The following is a 17,111-nucleotide window of genomic DNA, read 5'->3' on the forward strand; positions in this document are numbered from 1 at the left end:
TGAGTGCAACGACGCGGGGAGCGAATCGTGAGCGCTTCCGATGTCTCGATACCGAGACCGTACGTCCTCGCGTCCCTCGCGATACTCGTGCTCGCTGGCGTCGCGACGGCCGTCGGGTTATTCCTCCCGGGATTCTACCGCGACGCGCCGGTCCTCCTGCCCCAACTGTACGGGCAGGACCTGTTGACCCTCGTCGTGGCGCTGCCGGTCTTCGCGGTCGCGCTATACGCGGCCCACCACGGGTCGCTTCGGGGGTACGTCGTCTGGCTCGGTGTGGACGGTTACCTGCTGTATACCTACGCGACGTACGCGTTCATGACGGCGTTCAACGAACTGTATCTCGTGTACACGACGCTCCTCTGGCTCACGATGGTCACCTTCGTCGGCGGGATGGCCCGACTCGACGCGACCAGCGTAAAACGATCCGTCGAAGAGTTGTCCGTCCGGCCATACGTCGCGTTCCAGGTGCTTCTGGCGGTTCTGGTCGCGTTCCTGTGGCTGGCGGAGGTGCTGCCTGCGATCGGGGCCGGGACGACCCCCGCGAGCGTGGCCGACGCGTCGCTCCCGACGTCCGTGATTCACTCTCTCGACCTGGGAATCGTCCTGCCGGCGTTCGTCCTGTCGGCCTACTGGCTCCACGGGCGACGGGCGTGGGGCTACGCGTTCACGGCCGTGCTCCTCGTGAAAGCCGCGACCCTCGGCCTGGCCGTGCTGACCATGGCCGCGTTCATGCTCCGTGACGGGCAGGTCGTTCCGGTGCCCGTCCTCGTCGTCTTTGGGTTCCTGTCCCTCTCGAGTCTCGTCCTCCTGGGGCGATTCCTCGCTTCGATGGGACCGAACGACGAGTCGACGGGGTCGAGGACATCGCTCGAGGCTCGAGAATCGCCGTAGATGGATCGAGCGCGAGTAGGCGAATCACGCTCGAGTGTCCGATTGGACTGGACGCGTCCGCGCGTCCGCATCTGACCGCTGCAGCCCTCACTCGGTGCGCACACCGACCGAAGGGAGGGTAAACGAGACTGTGGTTCCGTCACCGGGTTCGGATTCCGCCCAGATCTCGCCGCCGTGGCGTTCGACGATCCGCTCGCAGACGGCGAGTCCGATCCCGCTCCCTTCGTACTCCGTTCGACTGTGCAGTCGGGTGAAGACCTCGAAGATGTGCTCCGTCTCGTCGGGATCGATGCCGATCCCGTCGTCCTGAACCGAAACGACCCATCGGGAGCCGTTTCGTTCCGCCGAGACGTGGATCGACGGCGGCTCGTCGCCGCTGTACTGAATCGCGTTGCTCACCAGGTTCTGGAAGACCTGCCGCAACTGATCGTGGTCTCCCTCAACGGTCGGGAGCGATTCGGCCGTGATCGTCGCGTCGCTCCGGGAAATCTGTACCTGGTGGTCCTCGCGAGCGTTCTCGAGTACGGCCTCGAGGTCGATCGGCTCGAGCGGTTCGCCGCTCGTTTCCACCCGCGAGTAGGCGAGCAATCCTTCGATCATCCCCCGCATCCGCTCGGCCCCGCCGATCGCAAATTCGAGGTACTCTTCCCCGTCTTCGTCGAAGGCGTCGCCGTATCGGCGCTCGATGAGCTGGAGGTAACTCGAGACCATCCGGAGCGGTTCCTGGAGGTCGTGGGAGGCGGCGTAGGCGAACTGCTCGAGGCGCTTGTTGGATTCTCGCAGGCTGGCGACGGACTGCTCGAGTTCGTGCTGGTACTGGTGGCGTTCGATGGCCTCCGCGATGACGTTGGCGACGCTCTGGACGAACGTGACGTCCTCGTCGCTGAAGACCTGTGGATCGGTGTCGTGAGCCCCTAGGATCCCCCACGGATTGTCATTCGGGCCGATGATGGTGCTAATTCCGCTGCGAACGTCGTGGTTTCGGAGCAAATCCGGACCGGTAAATCGCGTTTCCGCCTCCAGGTCTTCGACGATGATGGGGCGATCGTTCGCCAGCGTGTACGCCGCCTGCGAGTCGGCTTCGACGGCGGAAACCGTCGCTGCTCCGACGAGCCCGGGTTTCCAGCCGACCCCCTGGCGAAGGAGCAGTTCGTCGGTCCGGGCATCGAGATCGAGCACTTTGCAGTATTCGATGTCGAGCGCGGCCGTCACCCGCTGGGTCGCTTCGTGCATGAGTTCGTCCAGATCGTCCGTTTCGAGTGCGAGCTGGCCGAGGTCGGCGACGACCTGTTGCTGGCGAATCCGATCCGTGAGTTCCCGTTCGCGGTCTTTCCGCCCGGTGATGTCCTGGGACATGACCAGCACGGCGTACACGCGTCCGCCCTCGTCGGTCAACGGATGGGTGCGGAACTCGAACACCTGTTCCGGCGTCTCCAGCTCGAAGACGGTCGATTCGCCCTCGAGTGTCGCGCGGTAGTGCGGTTCGACGACGTCCACGACCTCCGGCGGGAAGGCGTCCTGGATGCGTTTTCCCCGTAGTTCGCTCGGATCGTACCCGGTTTCCTCGAGGGCGTTCCCGGCGACGAGCGTGTGTCGTAACTCGGTGTCCAGCAGCGCGACGGCTCCGTTCGGAAAGTTCTCCGTCAACGTTCGGTAGCGCTGTTCGGATGCCGTGAGGCGATCGAGCGTCTCTTCGAGCTCCGCCTGCGTGTCCTGGAGTTCCTGGTTGCGCTGCTCGAGAACGTAGGCTCGCGACTTCGCACGCGCGTCGTAGGCCCCCGCGCCGAATCCGGCGACGCCAGCGAGCGCAGAGAGGATGAGGAAGTTGTTCACTGGATTCGACAACTGGCCCGCGAGATAGATGAAGAGGAGAATACTGGCGACCACGCCAATCGCGCGGAGACACCAGCTAGCGATGGTCGCGAAGAACCTCGGCTGAATGTCGGTCCGGGGCAGCCCGTATCCCCCGTAGAGGAGAACGAGGCCGGACCCGCTGACCAGGACGACGACGATCAGTACCGCCGAACTCGGCAGTACTTCGCCGGCTTGCCTGAGTGGCCAGATCACACCGATAGCGGCGTACAGACCCCCGAGTGTGAGGATCGCACGACGCCCACCGAACACCGAGTGGATTCGGGCCAGGGGGTTCATACCATTCCAGACGTAGAGCCAAATAAATAGTACTTCTGGATCCGACCGTCACTCAGACGGACGTATCGTCACCCGGTGTCGGTCGTCGCTCGCCCCGTGGCTGCCGGAGCGCCTTTTGGGGGTGGGATGACGAATTGTCATCTCTACCCGATCGTACATATCATGCGCGAGGGTGGCCCTACCCCGCCGGAAGGCCCTGTGCAACCACTAGGTATCACGCGAGATGAAATGGCCGTACACCGACACGCCGACCCGGAGTTCGCGGAACCCTATCTTCATTAGGCCGGACTTCGAACACGGCCCTAGACGATGTCGCCGGGAATTCGCGCGACGGTGAAAGTCGGGTCACCCGAGGGCTGTCCAATCGCGGCCTTTTCACAGCGGACGGGGACGACGGTCGATCGAGTCTCGACGAGTGCCGCCAGCGAGGACGGCTCGAGTGACAGTGGGGGAAGCACCACGGAGTTCCTGGCTGCCACCGACGAGGAGATCGACGACGTCTCCGGCCCGATCTTCTCCTACGGGTCGACCAACCTCTATCGCCACGCGCACGACGACTCGAGTTGTCCCTGCGCCTGCCTCGGCTCGTTCGGCTGTCCGGTCCACCGCTACGTCGCCGAGGACGGGGACCTCACGCTGGTCTTTCACGCCGAGGACTTCGACCAGCTCCAGGCGATTATGGCCGAGTTCCGCGAACGGTACCCCGATATCGACGTCCAGCGACTCCTCCAGCCACCGTTGCAGGGATCGACCGAAGAGCAGGTGTTCGTCAACCGGGGGAAACTCACCGACCGCCAGCACGAGGTCCTGCAGGCCGCCTACGATGCCGGTTACTTCGAGCGCCCGAAAGGAGCTAACGCGACCGAAATCGCCGCCGAACTCGACATTAGCCAGTCGACGTTCACCGAACACCTCGTCGCTGCTCAGCGAAAGCTCTTCGAGGACATCCTCGAGACCGACGCGTGATCTTCAGCGAGCGACAACGGAAATAGTTTAATGCCGCATAGGCTTTGACTCTGCATACGACGATGTCACTAGCCGAGGAAACCGAGATGACGGCGACAGAGATCGACGCCTTCCTGAGTCGCCACGAGACTGGCGTCCTGGCACTCGCCAGCGATAACACGCCGTATGCGATCCCGATCTCCTACGGATACGACACCGACAGCCGATCGTTCTACATGCGACTGGTTTCGACGCCCGAGAGCGAGAAACGGAAGTTCCTCGACTCCTCGCCCCAGGTTCGTCTCGTCGTCTACGACGAACGAGATGGTGGTGAGACCTACCACAGCGCCGTCGCCGTCGGCACAATCGAGACGATCGACCCGACCGACCTCACCGTCGAGGACGTCGAGCAATACGGGACGACGAAGCGGCCGCTGTTCGAAATCTGGGGCGAGTCGAAGGCGAATCTCGACATTCAACTCTACCGGTTCGAACCCGACGAGCTGAGCGGGCGCCGTACCGAAATAGATCGCGGAGACGCGTAGCTCTCGTCGATTTTTCGGCGTGGACCAGGCTCTCGAGCGGTGGCAATATGAGCTGAAGGCGACGAACGCGCTAAAACGTGCCGAATACGTCGAAACGCGTCGAAACGCGCTAAAACGCCATCAGTGGACGAGAAAGTGTTCGCGGGAAACCTCCGTTCCGCAGACTGGACACCCGTATTCGACCGTCGCGTTGCGTACGTCGCCATCCACGGGTCCTCGCTGGCCGCAGCCTGGACAGGTAAATTCGTAAGTTGTCATTGCAGTCGGTTGGGCACCTCTATCTAGACGAACACGCCGGGTCTCGATAGGGGTCTAGCCACACTATGTGGGGGTGTTTAAACGGGGTGTCGACGTGCCCGACGACCGACCAGCGAAACGCAGAGTCGCCACGGCAGGACGAAGGCGAGTCCAAAGACGACGTTGACGAGGACGAACTCGAGCGGGGCGCCCCCAGGGAAGTACGCCGTCGCCCGAATCGCGGCGCCGATGATCGAGGCTCCGATCCAGCCGAGCGTGACGTACCGAAGGGTCTTGGAGGGGCTGGAAAGCGTGTCGAGCCGGAGCGTTCCGACGAGCGGAGTCACGAACAGCCAGCCGGCCAGAAACGGCACGGTGGTTCGGAGGGTGTGGATCGAATACGTCCACGGTTCGACCGCGTGCGAGAGCAAACCGACGGTGAAGAAGGCGAGAATGGCGATACCGTCGCCGAGAGCGACGACGCTGGCGACGACGGCGGTGCGCGAGTCGAGGGCGGCGAGTCGGATGCGTAGGGTTAGCACGTTCATGGTCGAAGACCGACGACGAGCGCTTCGGCGACGATGGCGAGCAGGACGACGCCGAGGTAGGCGTTCGAGGCGTGGAAGGTTCGGAGCGTCGCACGGTCAGTTCTGCGGCGACACTGCACGACCGCCGTCCCGAGAAACAGCCCACCCACGATGATCGTTGAGAGGGTGAAGAGCCAGCCGAGTGGGGTCACGAGACCGAGCACGGTCGTCATCACCAGCGTTCCGCCGAGGGTCAGGAGGACCCGGCGACGGGCGGCCGAGACGCCCGAGACGACCGGAAACATCGGATAGCCGGCCCGCGCGTAGTCGTCGCGGTAGACGATTGCGAGGTTGTAGAAGTGAGCCGGCGTCCAGACGACGACGATTAGCGCGAGTATGATCGCCGGCAGTCCGATCGATCCCGTGACGGCGGCCCAGCCGATGACGGCCGGAAGCGCGCCCGACCCGCCGCCAATCGCGATGTTCCAGGTCGTATTCGGTTTGAGGACGACGGTGTAGAGCACGCTGTAGTAGATGATGGCCACTAACGTCAGCGCCGCGACGAGGAGGCTGACTAGCGTCACGAGCACGACCATCGAAAGGACGGCCAGCGAGAACGCAAAGAGGGTCGCGCGGGCGGCCGACACCTGATCGGTCGCCACGGGACGGTTCGCCGTTCGCGACATCTGTTGATCGCGGTCGCGCTCGTAGGCGTGGTTGAACGCCCCGCTCGCTCCCGTGGCCAGCACCCCGCCGGCGAGCGTCGCCACGACGGTCACGCCGTCGGGCCACTGACCGGTCGTCGTCGCGAGCGCCATCCCCGCGAGTGCGAGCAGACACAGTAGCCACATCAGCCGTGGTTTCGTCAACTCGAGGTAGGATCGTCCCCTCGAACGGAGTCGGGCGCGCGTCGACCGTTCCGCGTTGGCCTGAGTCGGGTTCGACGGCGGCTCACTCGGGGGTGCGGACGGCGGTTCGCTTGTGGTTGCGGACGACGGGGCCGGATCGGCGGCGTCGAGCGTGCTCCGTTCAATGGTCGACTCGCCCTCGAGCGTCCAGCCGAGGGCAGCGAGCAGCGCAGTGAAGAGCACGGCAGCGATCGCGAGGTGGGCTCGTCCCGCGACGGGCTCCCCGGTAACGACGACGAGTCCACCGACACCGACCTGAATCACGAACAGGACCACGCCGCCGCTGATGGCGATGCGCGTCCGTCGATTGGCCTCCGTCTTCCAGGCGCCGAGCGTCGTCAGGGCGAGTAACAGGCCGACGACCCCGGCGAGCAGTCGATGACCGAGAACGGCGATCAGCGCCGGATCGATCGGTGACGCGAATCCGTCGGTACAGAGCGGCCACGTCCCGCAGACGCTTCCGGCGTCGGTCGTCGCGAGCGCCGCCCCCGTCGCGAGCAGTGCGTAGGTTGCGAGCGTCGTTGTCGCGAGGAGGAGGACGAATCGACGTGTCGTAAACAGGGTCGTCATGAGTGGGTAGAGCGTGTTCGAACGGGCGGTTTCGGTCCCGTTCACAGGAAAGCGTTCGAAATGGTCGTACCCGACAATTCCCCCGAACATGTTTCGGCGGGTTCGAGCGGCCGGCACCGCCACGAGGCCGCGTACGTATTATGGCCCGGGGCGGCGTACGCTCGGTGTGACGGGCGGAGATACACACCCGATAGCGGTCGAGGGACTCACCAAGTACTACGGGGACGTTCGCGGCGTCGAAGACCTCACGTTTTCCGTCGAGAACGGCGAAATATTCGGGTTTCTCGGTCCTAACGGCGCAGGCAAGTCGACGGCGATTCGGGTCCTGCTCGGGCTGTTGGGGCCGACCGACGGCGAAGCGCGGGTACTGGGCCGCAACGTCACCGACCGGAACGCGCTTCGCGCCGTGAAACGAGACCTGGGCTACCTGCCGAGCGACGTTACCTTCTACGACCGGGTCACGGGAGAGGCGATCCTCGATTACTTCGGTCGCCTTCGCGGTGAGACACGGCGCGAGGAATTGCTGGAACGCTTTCCCGTGCCGCTCGAGCGACACGTGAAGGCCTACTCGAGTGGCAACCGACAGAAACTCGCCATCGTGGCCGCGTTCATGCACGATCCGGAGCTAGCGATCATGGACGAACCCACGTCGGGACTGGATCCGCTCGTTCAGAACGAGTTCTACGATCTGCTCGAGGAACGAAAGCGCCGCGGGCTGGCGAGTTTCTTCTCTTCGCACGTGCTGAGCGAGGTCCGTCGCGTCTGCGACCGGGTCGGTATCATCAGGAACGGCCGATTGATCGAACTCGACACCGTCAGCAACATCCTCGCGGAGAGGGGTACGGTTGCCACCGTCCGACTGGCCGAGGAGCCACCCGTCGAGGCGCTCGAGTTCCGGGGAATCGCGCGGGTCGATCGACTCGAGTCCGGCACGTATCGGCTCGCCCTCTCGCGGGAGTTCGATGCACTGATTGATCGATTACACGAGTATACGGTGCTGGACCTGGAGGTGCGTGAAGCATCTATCGACGACGTGTTTCTGCACTTTTATGGCGACGGGGAGGACGGCCCCTCGTGATCGGTGGTTCGAATTTCGAGATTCGAGCCACGGTCGACTCGAATCACCGGCGCCGATACCACCAGAGCAGGGCGAGCGCGAACACGAACGCGACGACGACGAACGGGGCGATCGACTCGACATCGGCCTCGCCATCGGATTCGACGAGCGAAACGGGGACCGAGATCGGATTCGTCGCCGTCTGGCCGTCGCCATCGTGCCCCGTCTCGTAGGTCAGCGTGATCGTCGCGCTGGTGGTCGTCTCGATGGCGTCCGAGGACGACTCGAGGGCGAAGCGTACTGTTTCCGATTCGCCGGGGTGGAGGGTCCCGACGTACGCTGTCGGTGACTCGCTCGAGAGCGGTGGCCCGGCTTCGAGGGTGGCGACGACGCCGGAAACGGGTTCGGTGCCGTCGTTCGAAATCCGGACCTCGTAGACGCCGTCGCCGTCGACGGGGACGGTTCCGTCGACGGGCGTTACACCAAGTCTCGGGCGCTCCTCGAGGTCGATGGCGAGCACCGACGGCCCGCCGATTACGACGGCTTCGTCGTCGCCGTTGTCGCCGTTATCGTCACCGTTCCCACCGTCGTCTCCCTCGTCACCGTCCTCGACCAGGTACTGAACGGTCGCGAACACCGGATACGTTCCTGGTTCGACCGCGGCCGCCGCGACCCGGACATCGACGGTCTCGGTTTCATCCTCCTCGAGGTCTCCGAGGGAGACCGATTGCTCGGCCTGGGGCGCGTTCGGTGCCCCGAGCGACAGCGTTCCGTCCGGTGCCTGGAGCGTCACGACGACGTCCATTGCATCGTCGTCGCCGTCGTTGGTCACCTCGAGCGTCACAGTCGTCGCGCCACCCGCTCGCACTGACTGCCCCTCCGCGACGGCGACCTCGATGTCGTCGGCGGGTGCCTGGACGATCGCTGGACCTGCGGTAGCGGAACCCTCGTGTGGCAGACCGACCTCGCCGTCGATGGGCGGGAACTGTCCGGACTCGTTCCCGTCGTCGCGACCGTCGTCCGTGGCGTTCGCGCCCGCCGAGTCGGGATCGGTTCCCGTCTCGTTCCCGGCGCTGTCGTCTTGTACGTTTGCCGCAGCAGTGTCGGCCTGGAGTACCGCCGCCCCGCTGAGCGCTCCGACCAGGAATCCGACGATGAGAACGACGTGCCCGAGCACGACGAGTCGACGATTCTGTCGGCTCGAGGCATCCTGCTGGCCCGTCATTTCCATCCCAGGACGGCCGACCGACGAATAAATCGTCAGGCCTGTTCCGCGGGCGAACCCTTCCGTTTCCGCCCCACCGTCGAGTCAATGGATCGTTGTGATCGTCGAGCCCTCGGAAACCTATAAGTCAACATTCGTCGTCAGGTGGCGGCGGATTCCCTGATCCGAATGTTCGAACTCACGTCCTTCGAGGCCGGCCGGCGATTGCGCGGATCGCTACTGTTATCCAGTGCGCTGGTCGCCCTGATCGCGCTCACGATCGCGCTCTTTCCGTCGATACAGGCGACGGGGCCCGACCTTGACGCCTACCTCGAGTCGCTCCCGCCCGAGGCGACGCGCGCTTTCGTCGGAAGTGTAACCACGCTAACGACGATCGAGGGCTACCTCGTCTCGCAATTCTACCAGTTCGGCTGGGTAATCTTGCTCGCGATCTACTACGCGTACGCCGCGGCGTCGACGGTCGCCGGCGAACTCGAGCGTGGAACGGTGGAGATGACGCTCACGCTGCCGGTGTCGCGCACTCGGTTCGTCGTCGGGAAATTTCTGTCCCTCGTCCCTGGACTCGTCCTGGTCAACGCGATCACGTTCCTCGCGATCTATCTGGGTGTAATCTTCGTGGACGAATCGATCGACGTCGTCTATCTATTCGCCGTCCACGCGTACTCGATCGCGTACCTGCTCGCCTGTGCCGGGGTTGGCCTGCTTGCATCGGTCGTCTTCGATTCCGTTCGCCGAGCCCAGACCGTCGGCGTCGGCGCGGTGTTTGGGCTATTCCTGCTCGACACGTTCACCTTCGGCACTGACGCTGAATGGCTCGGCGACGTGGCGTTCTCGCGGTATTTCGACCCAGGGGCAATTCTCGCCGAGGGCGAGATCTCGTGGACCGATTTCTCCGTCCTCTGTGTTGCCGTCGTCGTCCTCCTGGTCGTCGCTAGCGAATACTTCGAGCAGCGAGACGTCTCGAGCTAGATCAGTGGCAGTTCCGCATTCACGTATATCGTTCAGATCTGTAGCCCGTCGATTTCGCCGCCAGGCATCGAAACGGTCGCGGTTTTTCCCTCGAGTTCGAATCCGTACCCTGGTTGCGTTCGGACAGGACAGTGCGTATCGGCCATTCAGTCTGTAGCCGTACCGAATCGAGGCTCTCGAACTGCCTGGTAAGTATAGCAAATGACGTACTCGCTTCGAGTCAGCGTATCATCTGTCGCGATCGTGGGTGAGAATCGAGGCAGATCGGAGAGAAATCGTGGAAGAGTGGGCTCCACACACAGCGAGCCTACGGGTTCGGATTGTAGATGTCGGGTTCCGGTTCGCCCTCGACCTCGATGACGCCCAGCATCCCCCGCCGGGCGGCTCGAGTGAGCGCGTGGTCGACGAGCTTGATCGGACCGGGAACCGGGGTCTCCATCTCGCCAGCCGCGACGGAACCGGGGACGACCGGCGCGGTTTCGATGAACCGGCCCGGCTCGGAGAGTAGGTCGCCTTCGCGGTAGTACGCATCGAAGACGTTCCCGATGGGGTGGAGGGCACTCGTCAGGTTCGGACCGCCGTTGGCGAAGAACACGCGAACCCGTTCGCCCTTCTGGACGGTCACGGGGCCGTAGCCGTTCCCGGTGAACGCGTAGGCCTCGCCGTTGAGGGTGACGTAGGTCGGGTCCTCGGCTTTCATCTTATCGAAGCTGAACGCGTGATGGCCCTCTTCGCCGGGGGTTCCCTTCGTGTACAGTTCGTTCTGCCCGAAGTACAGTTCGCGATCGACCGCCGGGAGCCCACCCTCGGGCTCGACAAGGATCGCGCCGTACATCCCGGCACTGATGTGGTAGTCCATGTTCGGGACTGCACAGTGGTAGACGTGCACGCCAGGGTACATCGCCTTGAACTCGAACTCCGCGCTCTCGCCCGGGTTGATCGTCGTGTCCTCGGCGCCTCCACCCGGGCCGTAGACCGCGTGCAGGTCGATGTTGTGGGGCATCGAGTTCTCCTCGCTGTTCGTGAGCGTAAGGTGGATCGTGTCGCCCCGGCGCACGCGAATCATCGGTCCCGGGATCTGGTCGTCGAACGTCATGTAGTCGAAGGTGACGCCAGGTTCGATCTCCGCGGTGACCTCTGTCGTCGTCATCGAGATTTCGTGGTGACGCGGCTCGTTCCAGTCGACCGGCCCCGGAATGTCCGTCGGATCGGCCGCGACGCGATCTACGTCGACCGACTTCGCACCCGGGAGCGACTCTTCCGTGTCGCCTGCCGGCTCCTCGTCATTGCCATTTCCGTTACCGTTTCCGTTCCCCTCGTCAGCGTTCCCGACACAGCCAGCGACCGCTACTGCACCAGCAACACCGAGCCCCTGTAAGAACCGCCGTCGTTTCGAATTCAGTTGGGTCATTGTCCTCACCTGGGTGTATGGCTTGACGTATGTTCAAGTATGAATATGATTCCCGGACAATGGAAATACACACGGAGGTGTTCGGATAGGAGTTTAAATATTTAAAAGACCCCCCGTTATGAGGGTGTCAACTTCAAGCATTTCGTCCAGACGGGGTTCGAATCCGGTGAAAGCGGAGACGACATCCCGGTGTTCCGGTCACTCTCGCCAGATAATGGTCACGACTTCGTCGTCAGTCTCGAGCGTCTCGTACGTATAGCCTCGGTCCTCGAGTTTCAGATACAGAAACTGCGGGGCGCGGTCGTTTCGCTGAATCAGTACCGTGTCATCGGGCAGTTCCGCCAGTCGCTCGAGCGTGTTCACGAGTGGAGCAGGCGGTCCCAGCGATCGGACGTCGAGCACGGTTCGCGGTCGGTCCTGGGGCGCTGCCGTCCGTTCGACGACTGACTCGTGGCCCTGGTCGGGAGTAGACATACGTCTACAAACGGGCTCGAGGCTCGTCTACTTGTTCGCGAATGCGTTCGGGTGACGAGCGAGGCTGATGATCGAGGGTGACAAGAGAGGATGACAACTCAGGGCGACAACTGAGTGCGACAGACGAAAACGTTCGCGCGAAGACGCGAACGGTGGAGATGAACGAGAGTGAGGGTACCAGTTTCGAACGGTGCGTTACTCGGCTCGTTTGGGGAACTCCGCGACGAATTTCCCCGCCTCAGCCTGCTCGACGGCGTACCCGTCGACGTCGAACTCGTCGACTTCCGCCTGGAACTCGTAGAACAGCGGCTTCGGTTCGTGATCGTTGATAATCGTCAGCGTTTCGCCCGCCTCGAGTTCGTCGAAGGCGTCGTGAATCGTCGGGTGGCGGTCGACCGGCGGAATCGATCTGACGTCGAGTGTCGTCATGCAGTCGTCGGTAGTGGTTCCACCGGTATCGGCGTTCCTCCGAATACGTTCGGGATAGTTTCGGGCAGGCGGTCGTCTCTCCTCACCAGCTCTCGTGCTCACGTGCGTATCACACCATAGTTCAGGTAGCATCCTGGCGGTCGTCGTGTCGGATACGCGAGAACACTTATGCGGATTCGAACGGTACCGATACTCGATGTATCCGACCGATGCTGGCACACACGGATTCCTCACCGTCCAGGTTGCGGTCCTCCTCCACGTCGGACTCGCCCTCGGAAGCACGGCCCTGCTGTGGTGGCTCGGGCTGCCAGCGCGGTTGGCCGTCCCCGCCTTCACCGTTGCTCTCTTCCTTCTGTTGGTTCCCTTCTGGCAAGTCTATGCCGACTCCCATCCGACGTCCGGCGAGCGCTAACGTCCGCTGTTCGCCGCCCTCGATCGAAATCCAGCCGCGGTGGCGATTCGAGATGATAAACCCCACGGTCGTTCCCGACCGGTCACATTCTGGGGTAGTAATTAGGAAGAACGCAACCGAACGTGTTCGTATGGCTCACGCGACGCTCACCGTCACGCTCCCGGAGAAGGTGTGGGTGCAGGAGGTCTCGAGCGCCCACCCGGAGGCAACCTTCTACGTCGACGCCGCGGTTCCGGGCGCCGAATCGGGATTTGCCCTGGTTCGAATCACCGGTCCCGACGTCCCGGCCGTCCTCGAGGACATGGAGGACCATCCACAGCTCACCGAAATCTCGCTAATTCAGTGGAGCGAGAACGAGGCAACGGTCCACTTCGAGACCACGGCCCCGTTGTTGCTCTTCTCCTCGCGCGACTCTGGTATGCCGATCGAACTCCCGGTCGAGATCCGACAGGGGAAAGCGACCCTCGAGGTCGCCGGCTCTCGGGACCGACTTTCCCAGTTGGCCGACCAGTTCTCTCGGTTCGGTCTCGAGTACCGTATCGACAGCGTCCACGAACGGCTCCACGACACGCAGCTACTGTCGGAGCGCCAGCACGAACTCGTCGTCGCCGCCGTCGAACACGGGTACTACGATACCCCGCGCCGGTGTTCGCTGACCGACCTTGCCGACCGTCTCGGCATCGCGAAATCGACCTGCAGCGAGACGCTCCATCGGGCCGAAGAGGCGATCATCAAGCAGTTCGTCGAGAATCTGGTCGATGTAGAACGACAGCCTCCGCTCGAGGAGGAACTGGTGTCCTGAGCGACCATACAGACGCAATTCTCTCGTTCTCGAGCAAACAGTACGTTTCTCCGAACATCATCGGGCGTGTTCCCGTGGTCTGGAAACCACCACTGAAATCCTATATCCGTCGTCCATACTGCCGCCAGAGGTATCATGACTGTACACGATAAACGGAAACGGCGATTTCTACGGGCCGTCGGGGGAGCGCTCGTCTTTGGCGGACTCGCCGGGTGTCTCGAGGACGAGGAAGCTAGCGGCGGGAACGGGGACAGTGATGGAAGTGAAAATGGCGGGAACAGCAACGGGAACGGGAACGGCGGCGCCGACTACGACTTCGACGGTTACCTCGACGACGCCAACAACTACGACGGCGTCGAGGACCACACCGGCGAGTCCGAGGTCACCGTCGACGTCGGTGCTGGCTCGGACGGCTTCGCGTACGGGCCTGCGGCCATCGTCGTCGACTCGGGCACGACCGTCGTCTGGGAGTGGACCGGCGCCGGCAGCCCACACGACGTCATCGCCGAGGACGGAAGCTTCGAGAGCGAGATGCTGAGCGACGAGGGGGAAACCTTCGAACACACCTTCGAGGAGACCGGTACCTTCACCTACCACTGCTCGCCCCACGTCAGCATGGGCATGAAAGGCGCCGTCGTCGTCGAATAGCTCCAGCCATGATCGCACTATTCACGACGCTGACGCCGAGGTGGGCTCGCGTATGAGCGCCGACGAAGCCGAATCCGGCGACGCCACGGAGACGCTCGAGGCGCTCCACACCGAAGAATGGGAGGCGGAGATGCGCGAACTACTCGAGGACGGCGAGTACGACGCCGACCTCGGGCTGGCGATGGCCAAGGACGCCCAGCGCCTCGTCGCGGGCGAGTTGACCGAAGCCGAGTTCGCCGCGCGCTACCACGACGCGGTCGTCGAGGAGTTCGAGGTCGACGACACCGAATTGCCCGAGGAGCTGGCAGGGCTCGAAGACATCGACGACGAGCGTTCGTTGGCCGACAGACTGGCCGCCCTCGAGGAGGACGGCGAGATGGACCGCCGCGAGGTAATGAAGAAGATGGGTGCCGCGGGACTCTTCCTCGGACTCGGCACCTGGGCCACGGTGGACAGCGCCGAGGGCGCCGACTCGGCCGCGGCCGCCGGCGAGGCCGAAGACGAGGGCACGCAGTACGGGATGGTCATCGACCTCGAGAAGTGCGACGGCTGTTTGGCCTGCGTGGTCGCTTGCAGCCAGGAGAACAACACCTCGATGGGGGCCAACTGGATGTACGTCTTCACCTACGAGGAGCCCGACCAGGACGGCCACAACTTCCTCGTGCGGACGTGCCAGCACTGTTCGGACGCCCCCTGCCAGAAGGTCTGTCCGACGACGGCCAGACACAAGCGGACCGAGGACGGCCTCGTCCTGACTGACTACGACGTCTGCATCGGCTGCCGGTACTGTCAGGTGGCCTGCCCCTACGGCGTGAACTACTTCCAGTGGGGCGAACCCGACACCCCGCAGTCGGAACTCGATCCGGAGCACGTCTACGATGGGCGCGACCGCCGGGTCGACAGTCGGCCGCCGAAGGGCGTCATGGGCAAGTGTACGATGTGCCCCTCCCGCCAGGACGGCAAGCGCGGCGAGGACAAGATCGGCACGACCGCCTGCGAGGACGCCTGTGCGATGGATGCCATCCACTTCGGGGACATGAACGACGAGGACAGCGACCCCAACCGCTACCTCGAGCAGGTCCGGGAGGAAACCCCCAACGACCGCGAGACGTTCCACAACCGGACCGAGAACAAAGTCTCGACGTTCCGACTGCTCGAGGAACTCGGCACCGACCCGAACGTCGTCTTCGTCGGGAACGAACCGGGCCCCGACGCGAAACAGGTCGAAGGGCCCGTGGCCTACGAGGACGTCGGACAACTCGACCGCCGGAAGGAAGTCCTGGACGACGGCACGTTCGCCGGAGGTGTCTCGCCGTGAGCACCGAACGTCCGAGCGAAGCGGACATCGTTCGGCCGATGCAGCGCACCTCGAAGGGATACTACGGTCTGCTCGCGATCCTCTCTCTTGGAATCCTCACGTTCCTAATCGGTTGGGGACTCCAGCTCCGAGACGGCCTCATCGTCACCAACCTCGGGGACTGGGGCTCGAGCGGCGGCGTCACATGGGGGCTGTACATCGGCGCGTTCATCTGGTGGGTCGGGATCGCTCACGGTGGGATCATCCTATCGGCGGCGGTCCGCCTGCTCGGCATGGACCGGTACAAGCCGGTCGCCCGACTCGCGGAGTTGCTGACGATCGCCGGGCTAACGGCAGCCGGACTGTACATCATCATCCACGTCGGTCGACCGGACCGGATCGTCACGAGCATCCTGCTCAACTACCACGAGACGATCCACACCTCGCCGCTGGTCTGGGACGTGACCGTCATCACGCTCTACTTCGTGATGACCGCGACCTACCTCGCACTGACGATACGCTACGACGTGACGCGTCTTCGCGACGACCTCCCGGACCGACTCGAGCCGCTGTACCGGGCGTTGACGATCGGGTACACCGAGGAAGAAGACGAAGTCGTCGATCGGATGGTCTGGTGGCTCGCGCTGGGGATCATCATCCTCGCGCCGCTGTTGCTCCACGGTGGGGTAATCCCATGGCTGTTCGCCCTGCTGTCGTCGATGCCGGGTTGGTCGGGCGCGATTCAGGGCCCGCAGTTCCTGACCATCGCGCTGACCTCGGCTATCAGCGGCGTGTTGATCGCCTCCTACGCGTTCCGACGGACCTACGACTGGGACCACATCATCACTGACGACGTGTTCCGCGGGCTCTTGCTGTGGCTCGGCTTCTTCAGTCTGCTGTTCCTCTGGCTCCAGCTCCAGCAGGTCATTAACGGCGTCTTCGCGCCGCCGGTCGACGTCGACTACGCGATGCACGCCAAACTCGCTCAGCCGCTGTACTGGGTGTCGATGGGCCTCGTCTTCGGGACGATGGCGTACGTCTTCGCCCAGACGCTCCGCCCGTCGTTGTTTAGCCTCGAGCGCAGCATCGCCGCGGCAGTCGCGGTGCTCTGTGCGACGCTGGTCGAGAAGATTCTCTTCGTCGTCGAGGGGCTCATGCATCCGACGTTCAGCCTCTACAGCGGCGTCCCCGGATCGTACTTCCCGAGCCTCGTTGAGCTCTCCTCGCTGGTCGGGACCATCGCCATCGTCACCATGTTCTTCATGGTCGTCGCGAAGGTAATCCCGGTCGTCGAACTCCACGCGATCGAGGAACTGCGGGGTCACGACGACGAGGCCGAATCGGCTCCGACGGCTGACTCCCCAATGGAGGTGAACGCGTAATGGAGTTCGGCCCCGGCACGTGGCTCATCTTTGGGATCATCCTGGTTCCGGTCTACGTTGTCCTCCTGGCGTGGTATCTCGGTGAGCCCCGCGACAGAAAGACGGCGACCCTCGGGGTTGTCTACCTCGTCGGACTGACCACGCTCCTGTGGACCGCTATGTTCATCAAGACGGTGATTCTCGACGTGATCTTCTTCTAATTTCACCGCTGCCCTTCGACCCGCGTATCGA

General features: G+C 63.5%; 19 protein-coding genes. 11 read left to right on the forward strand and 8 right to left on the reverse strand.

The window, feature by feature from the left end; translation table 11 throughout:
* Nucleotides 1–27 precede the first annotated feature (27 nt).
* On the forward strand, nucleotides 28–891 hold the full coding sequence (locus NGM29_RS10315) for a hypothetical protein (protein WP_254156013.1): 864 nt from the start codon (nucleotides 28–30) through the stop codon (nucleotides 889–891).
* A gap of 87 nt (nucleotides 892–978) precedes the next feature.
* Here the strand turns inward: NGM29_RS10315 and NGM29_RS10320 are convergent, their stop codons facing one another.
* Nucleotides 979–3,042 carry an ATP-binding protein gene (locus NGM29_RS10320; protein WP_311136821.1) on the reverse strand — a complete coding sequence of 688 codons (2,064 nt, stop codon included), beginning with the start codon at nucleotides 3,040–3,042 and terminating at the stop codon, nucleotides 979–981.
* A gap of 309 nt (nucleotides 3,043–3,351) precedes the next feature.
* On the opposite strand from NGM29_RS10320, the gene NGM29_RS10325 reads away from it, so the two are divergent.
* Both NGM29_RS10325 and NGM29_RS10330 read left to right on the forward strand, forming a co-directional pair.
* On the forward strand, nucleotides 3,352–4,008 hold the full coding sequence (locus NGM29_RS10325) for a helix-turn-helix domain-containing protein (RefSeq protein ID WP_254156014.1): 657 nt from the start codon (nucleotides 3,352–3,354) through the stop codon (nucleotides 4,006–4,008).
* Between the two features lie 62 nt (nucleotides 4,009–4,070).
* Nucleotides 4,071–4,532: a pyridoxamine 5'-phosphate oxidase family protein gene (locus NGM29_RS10330; RefSeq protein ID WP_254156015.1), complete on the forward strand. Its 462-nt coding sequence runs from the start codon at nucleotides 4,071–4,073 to the stop codon at nucleotides 4,530–4,532.
* A 120-nt stretch (nucleotides 4,533–4,652) separates the two neighbouring features.
* Here NGM29_RS10330 and NGM29_RS10335 read toward each other — a convergent pair whose 3' ends face one another.
* The 3 genes from NGM29_RS10335 to NGM29_RS10345 all read right to left on the reverse strand — a co-directional run bounded on the left by NGM29_RS10335 (nucleotide 4,653) and on the right by NGM29_RS10345 (nucleotide 6,864).
* Complete coding sequence (locus NGM29_RS10335; RefSeq protein WP_254156016.1) at nucleotides 4,653–4,790, reverse strand: DUF7560 family zinc ribbon protein; 138 nt, start codon at nucleotides 4,788–4,790, stop codon at nucleotides 4,653–4,655.
* A gap of 77 nt (nucleotides 4,791–4,867) precedes the next feature.
* A complete protein-coding gene (locus tag NGM29_RS10340) occupies nucleotides 4,868–5,317 on the reverse strand; it encodes a DUF3054 domain-containing protein (RefSeq protein ID WP_254156018.1) in 450 nt (149 codons plus the stop codon).
* Nucleotides 5,314–6,864 carry a heme o synthase gene (locus tag NGM29_RS10345; protein ID WP_254156020.1) on the reverse strand — a complete coding sequence of 517 codons (1,551 nt, stop codon included), beginning with the start codon at nucleotides 6,862–6,864 and terminating at the stop codon, nucleotides 5,314–5,316. Before NGM29_RS10345 ends, NGM29_RS10340 begins: the two co-directional genes overlap by 4 nt.
* Nucleotides 6,865–6,940: 76 nt before the next feature.
* Here NGM29_RS10345 and NGM29_RS10350 point away from each other — a divergent pair, with 76 nt between their 5' ends.
* Entirely contained in the window at nucleotides 6,941–7,852 is a 912-nt protein-coding gene (locus NGM29_RS10350; protein ID WP_254156022.1) for an ABC transporter ATP-binding protein, read from the forward strand.
* 43 nt (nucleotides 7,853–7,895) lie between these two features.
* Here the strand turns inward: NGM29_RS10350 and NGM29_RS10355 are convergent, their stop codons facing one another.
* Nucleotides 7,896–9,056, reverse strand: coding sequence for a COG1361 S-layer family protein (locus NGM29_RS10355; protein WP_254156024.1), 1,161 nt, complete (start codon nucleotides 9,054–9,056; stop codon nucleotides 7,896–7,898).
* A gap of 168 nt (nucleotides 9,057–9,224) precedes the next feature.
* Here NGM29_RS10355 and NGM29_RS10360 point away from each other — a divergent pair, with 168 nt between their 5' ends.
* Nucleotides 9,225–10,025 (forward strand): ABC transporter permease, encoded by an 801-nt coding sequence (locus NGM29_RS10360; protein ID WP_425499259.1) that lies wholly within the window; start codon nucleotides 9,225–9,227, stop codon nucleotides 10,023–10,025.
* Nucleotides 10,026–10,332: 307 nt separating this feature from the next.
* Here the strand turns inward: NGM29_RS10360 and nirK are convergent, their stop codons facing one another.
* The 3 genes from nirK to NGM29_RS10375 form a co-directional block, all read right to left on the reverse strand.
* Entirely contained in the window at nucleotides 10,333–11,436 is a 1,104-nt protein-coding gene (gene nirK / locus NGM29_RS10365) for a copper-containing nitrite reductase (RefSeq protein ID WP_254156026.1), read from the reverse strand.
* Between the two features lie 198 nt (nucleotides 11,437–11,634).
* A complete protein-coding gene (locus NGM29_RS10370) occupies nucleotides 11,635–11,910 on the reverse strand; it encodes a DUF2249 domain-containing protein (RefSeq protein ID WP_254156027.1) in 276 nt (91 codons plus the stop codon).
* A 195-nt stretch (nucleotides 11,911–12,105) separates the two neighbouring features.
* Nucleotides 12,106–12,339, reverse strand: a complete 234-nt coding sequence (locus NGM29_RS10375; RefSeq protein WP_253434883.1) for a DUF2249 domain-containing protein — start codon at nucleotides 12,337–12,339, stop codon at nucleotides 12,106–12,108.
* Nucleotides 12,340–12,535: 196 nt separating this feature from the next.
* Between NGM29_RS10375 and NGM29_RS10380 the strand changes: the two genes are divergently transcribed.
* From NGM29_RS10380 to NGM29_RS10405, 6 genes are all read left to right on the forward strand, one after another.
* Nucleotides 12,536–12,751, forward strand: coding sequence for a hypothetical protein (locus NGM29_RS10380; RefSeq protein WP_254156028.1), 216 nt, complete (start codon nucleotides 12,536–12,538; stop codon nucleotides 12,749–12,751).
* 130 nt (nucleotides 12,752–12,881) lie between these two features.
* Nucleotides 12,882–13,553 carry a helix-turn-helix domain-containing protein gene (locus NGM29_RS10385; protein WP_254156029.1) on the forward strand — a complete coding sequence of 224 codons (672 nt, stop codon included), beginning with the start codon at nucleotides 12,882–12,884 and terminating at the stop codon, nucleotides 13,551–13,553.
* Nucleotides 13,554–13,688: 135 nt separating this feature from the next.
* On the forward strand, nucleotides 13,689–14,201 hold the full coding sequence (locus NGM29_RS10390; RefSeq protein ID WP_254156030.1) for a halocyanin domain-containing protein: 513 nt from the start codon (nucleotides 13,689–13,691) through the stop codon (nucleotides 14,199–14,201).
* A 52-nt stretch (nucleotides 14,202–14,253) separates the two neighbouring features.
* Nucleotides 14,254–15,519 (forward strand): 4Fe-4S ferredoxin N-terminal domain-containing protein, encoded by a 1,266-nt coding sequence (locus tag NGM29_RS10395; RefSeq protein WP_254156031.1) that lies wholly within the window; start codon nucleotides 14,254–14,256, stop codon nucleotides 15,517–15,519.
* Entirely contained in the window at nucleotides 15,516–16,880 is a 1,365-nt protein-coding gene (gene nrfD, locus NGM29_RS10400) for an NrfD/PsrC family molybdoenzyme membrane anchor subunit (RefSeq protein ID WP_254156033.1), read from the forward strand. Before NGM29_RS10395 ends, nrfD begins: the two co-directional genes overlap by 4 nt.
* Nucleotides 16,880–17,080 (forward strand): hypothetical protein, encoded by a 201-nt coding sequence (locus NGM29_RS10405; RefSeq protein ID WP_311136822.1) that lies wholly within the window; start codon nucleotides 16,880–16,882, stop codon nucleotides 17,078–17,080. The genes nrfD and NGM29_RS10405 overlap by 1 nt, the downstream gene beginning before the upstream one ends.
* Nucleotides 17,081–17,111 lie beyond the last annotated feature (31 nt).

Origin of the sequence: Natronosalvus rutilus, from assembly GCF_024204665.1 — an archaeon.
GTDB classification, from domain to species: domain Archaea; phylum Halobacteriota; class Halobacteria; order Halobacteriales; family Natrialbaceae; genus Natronosalvus; species Natronosalvus rutilus.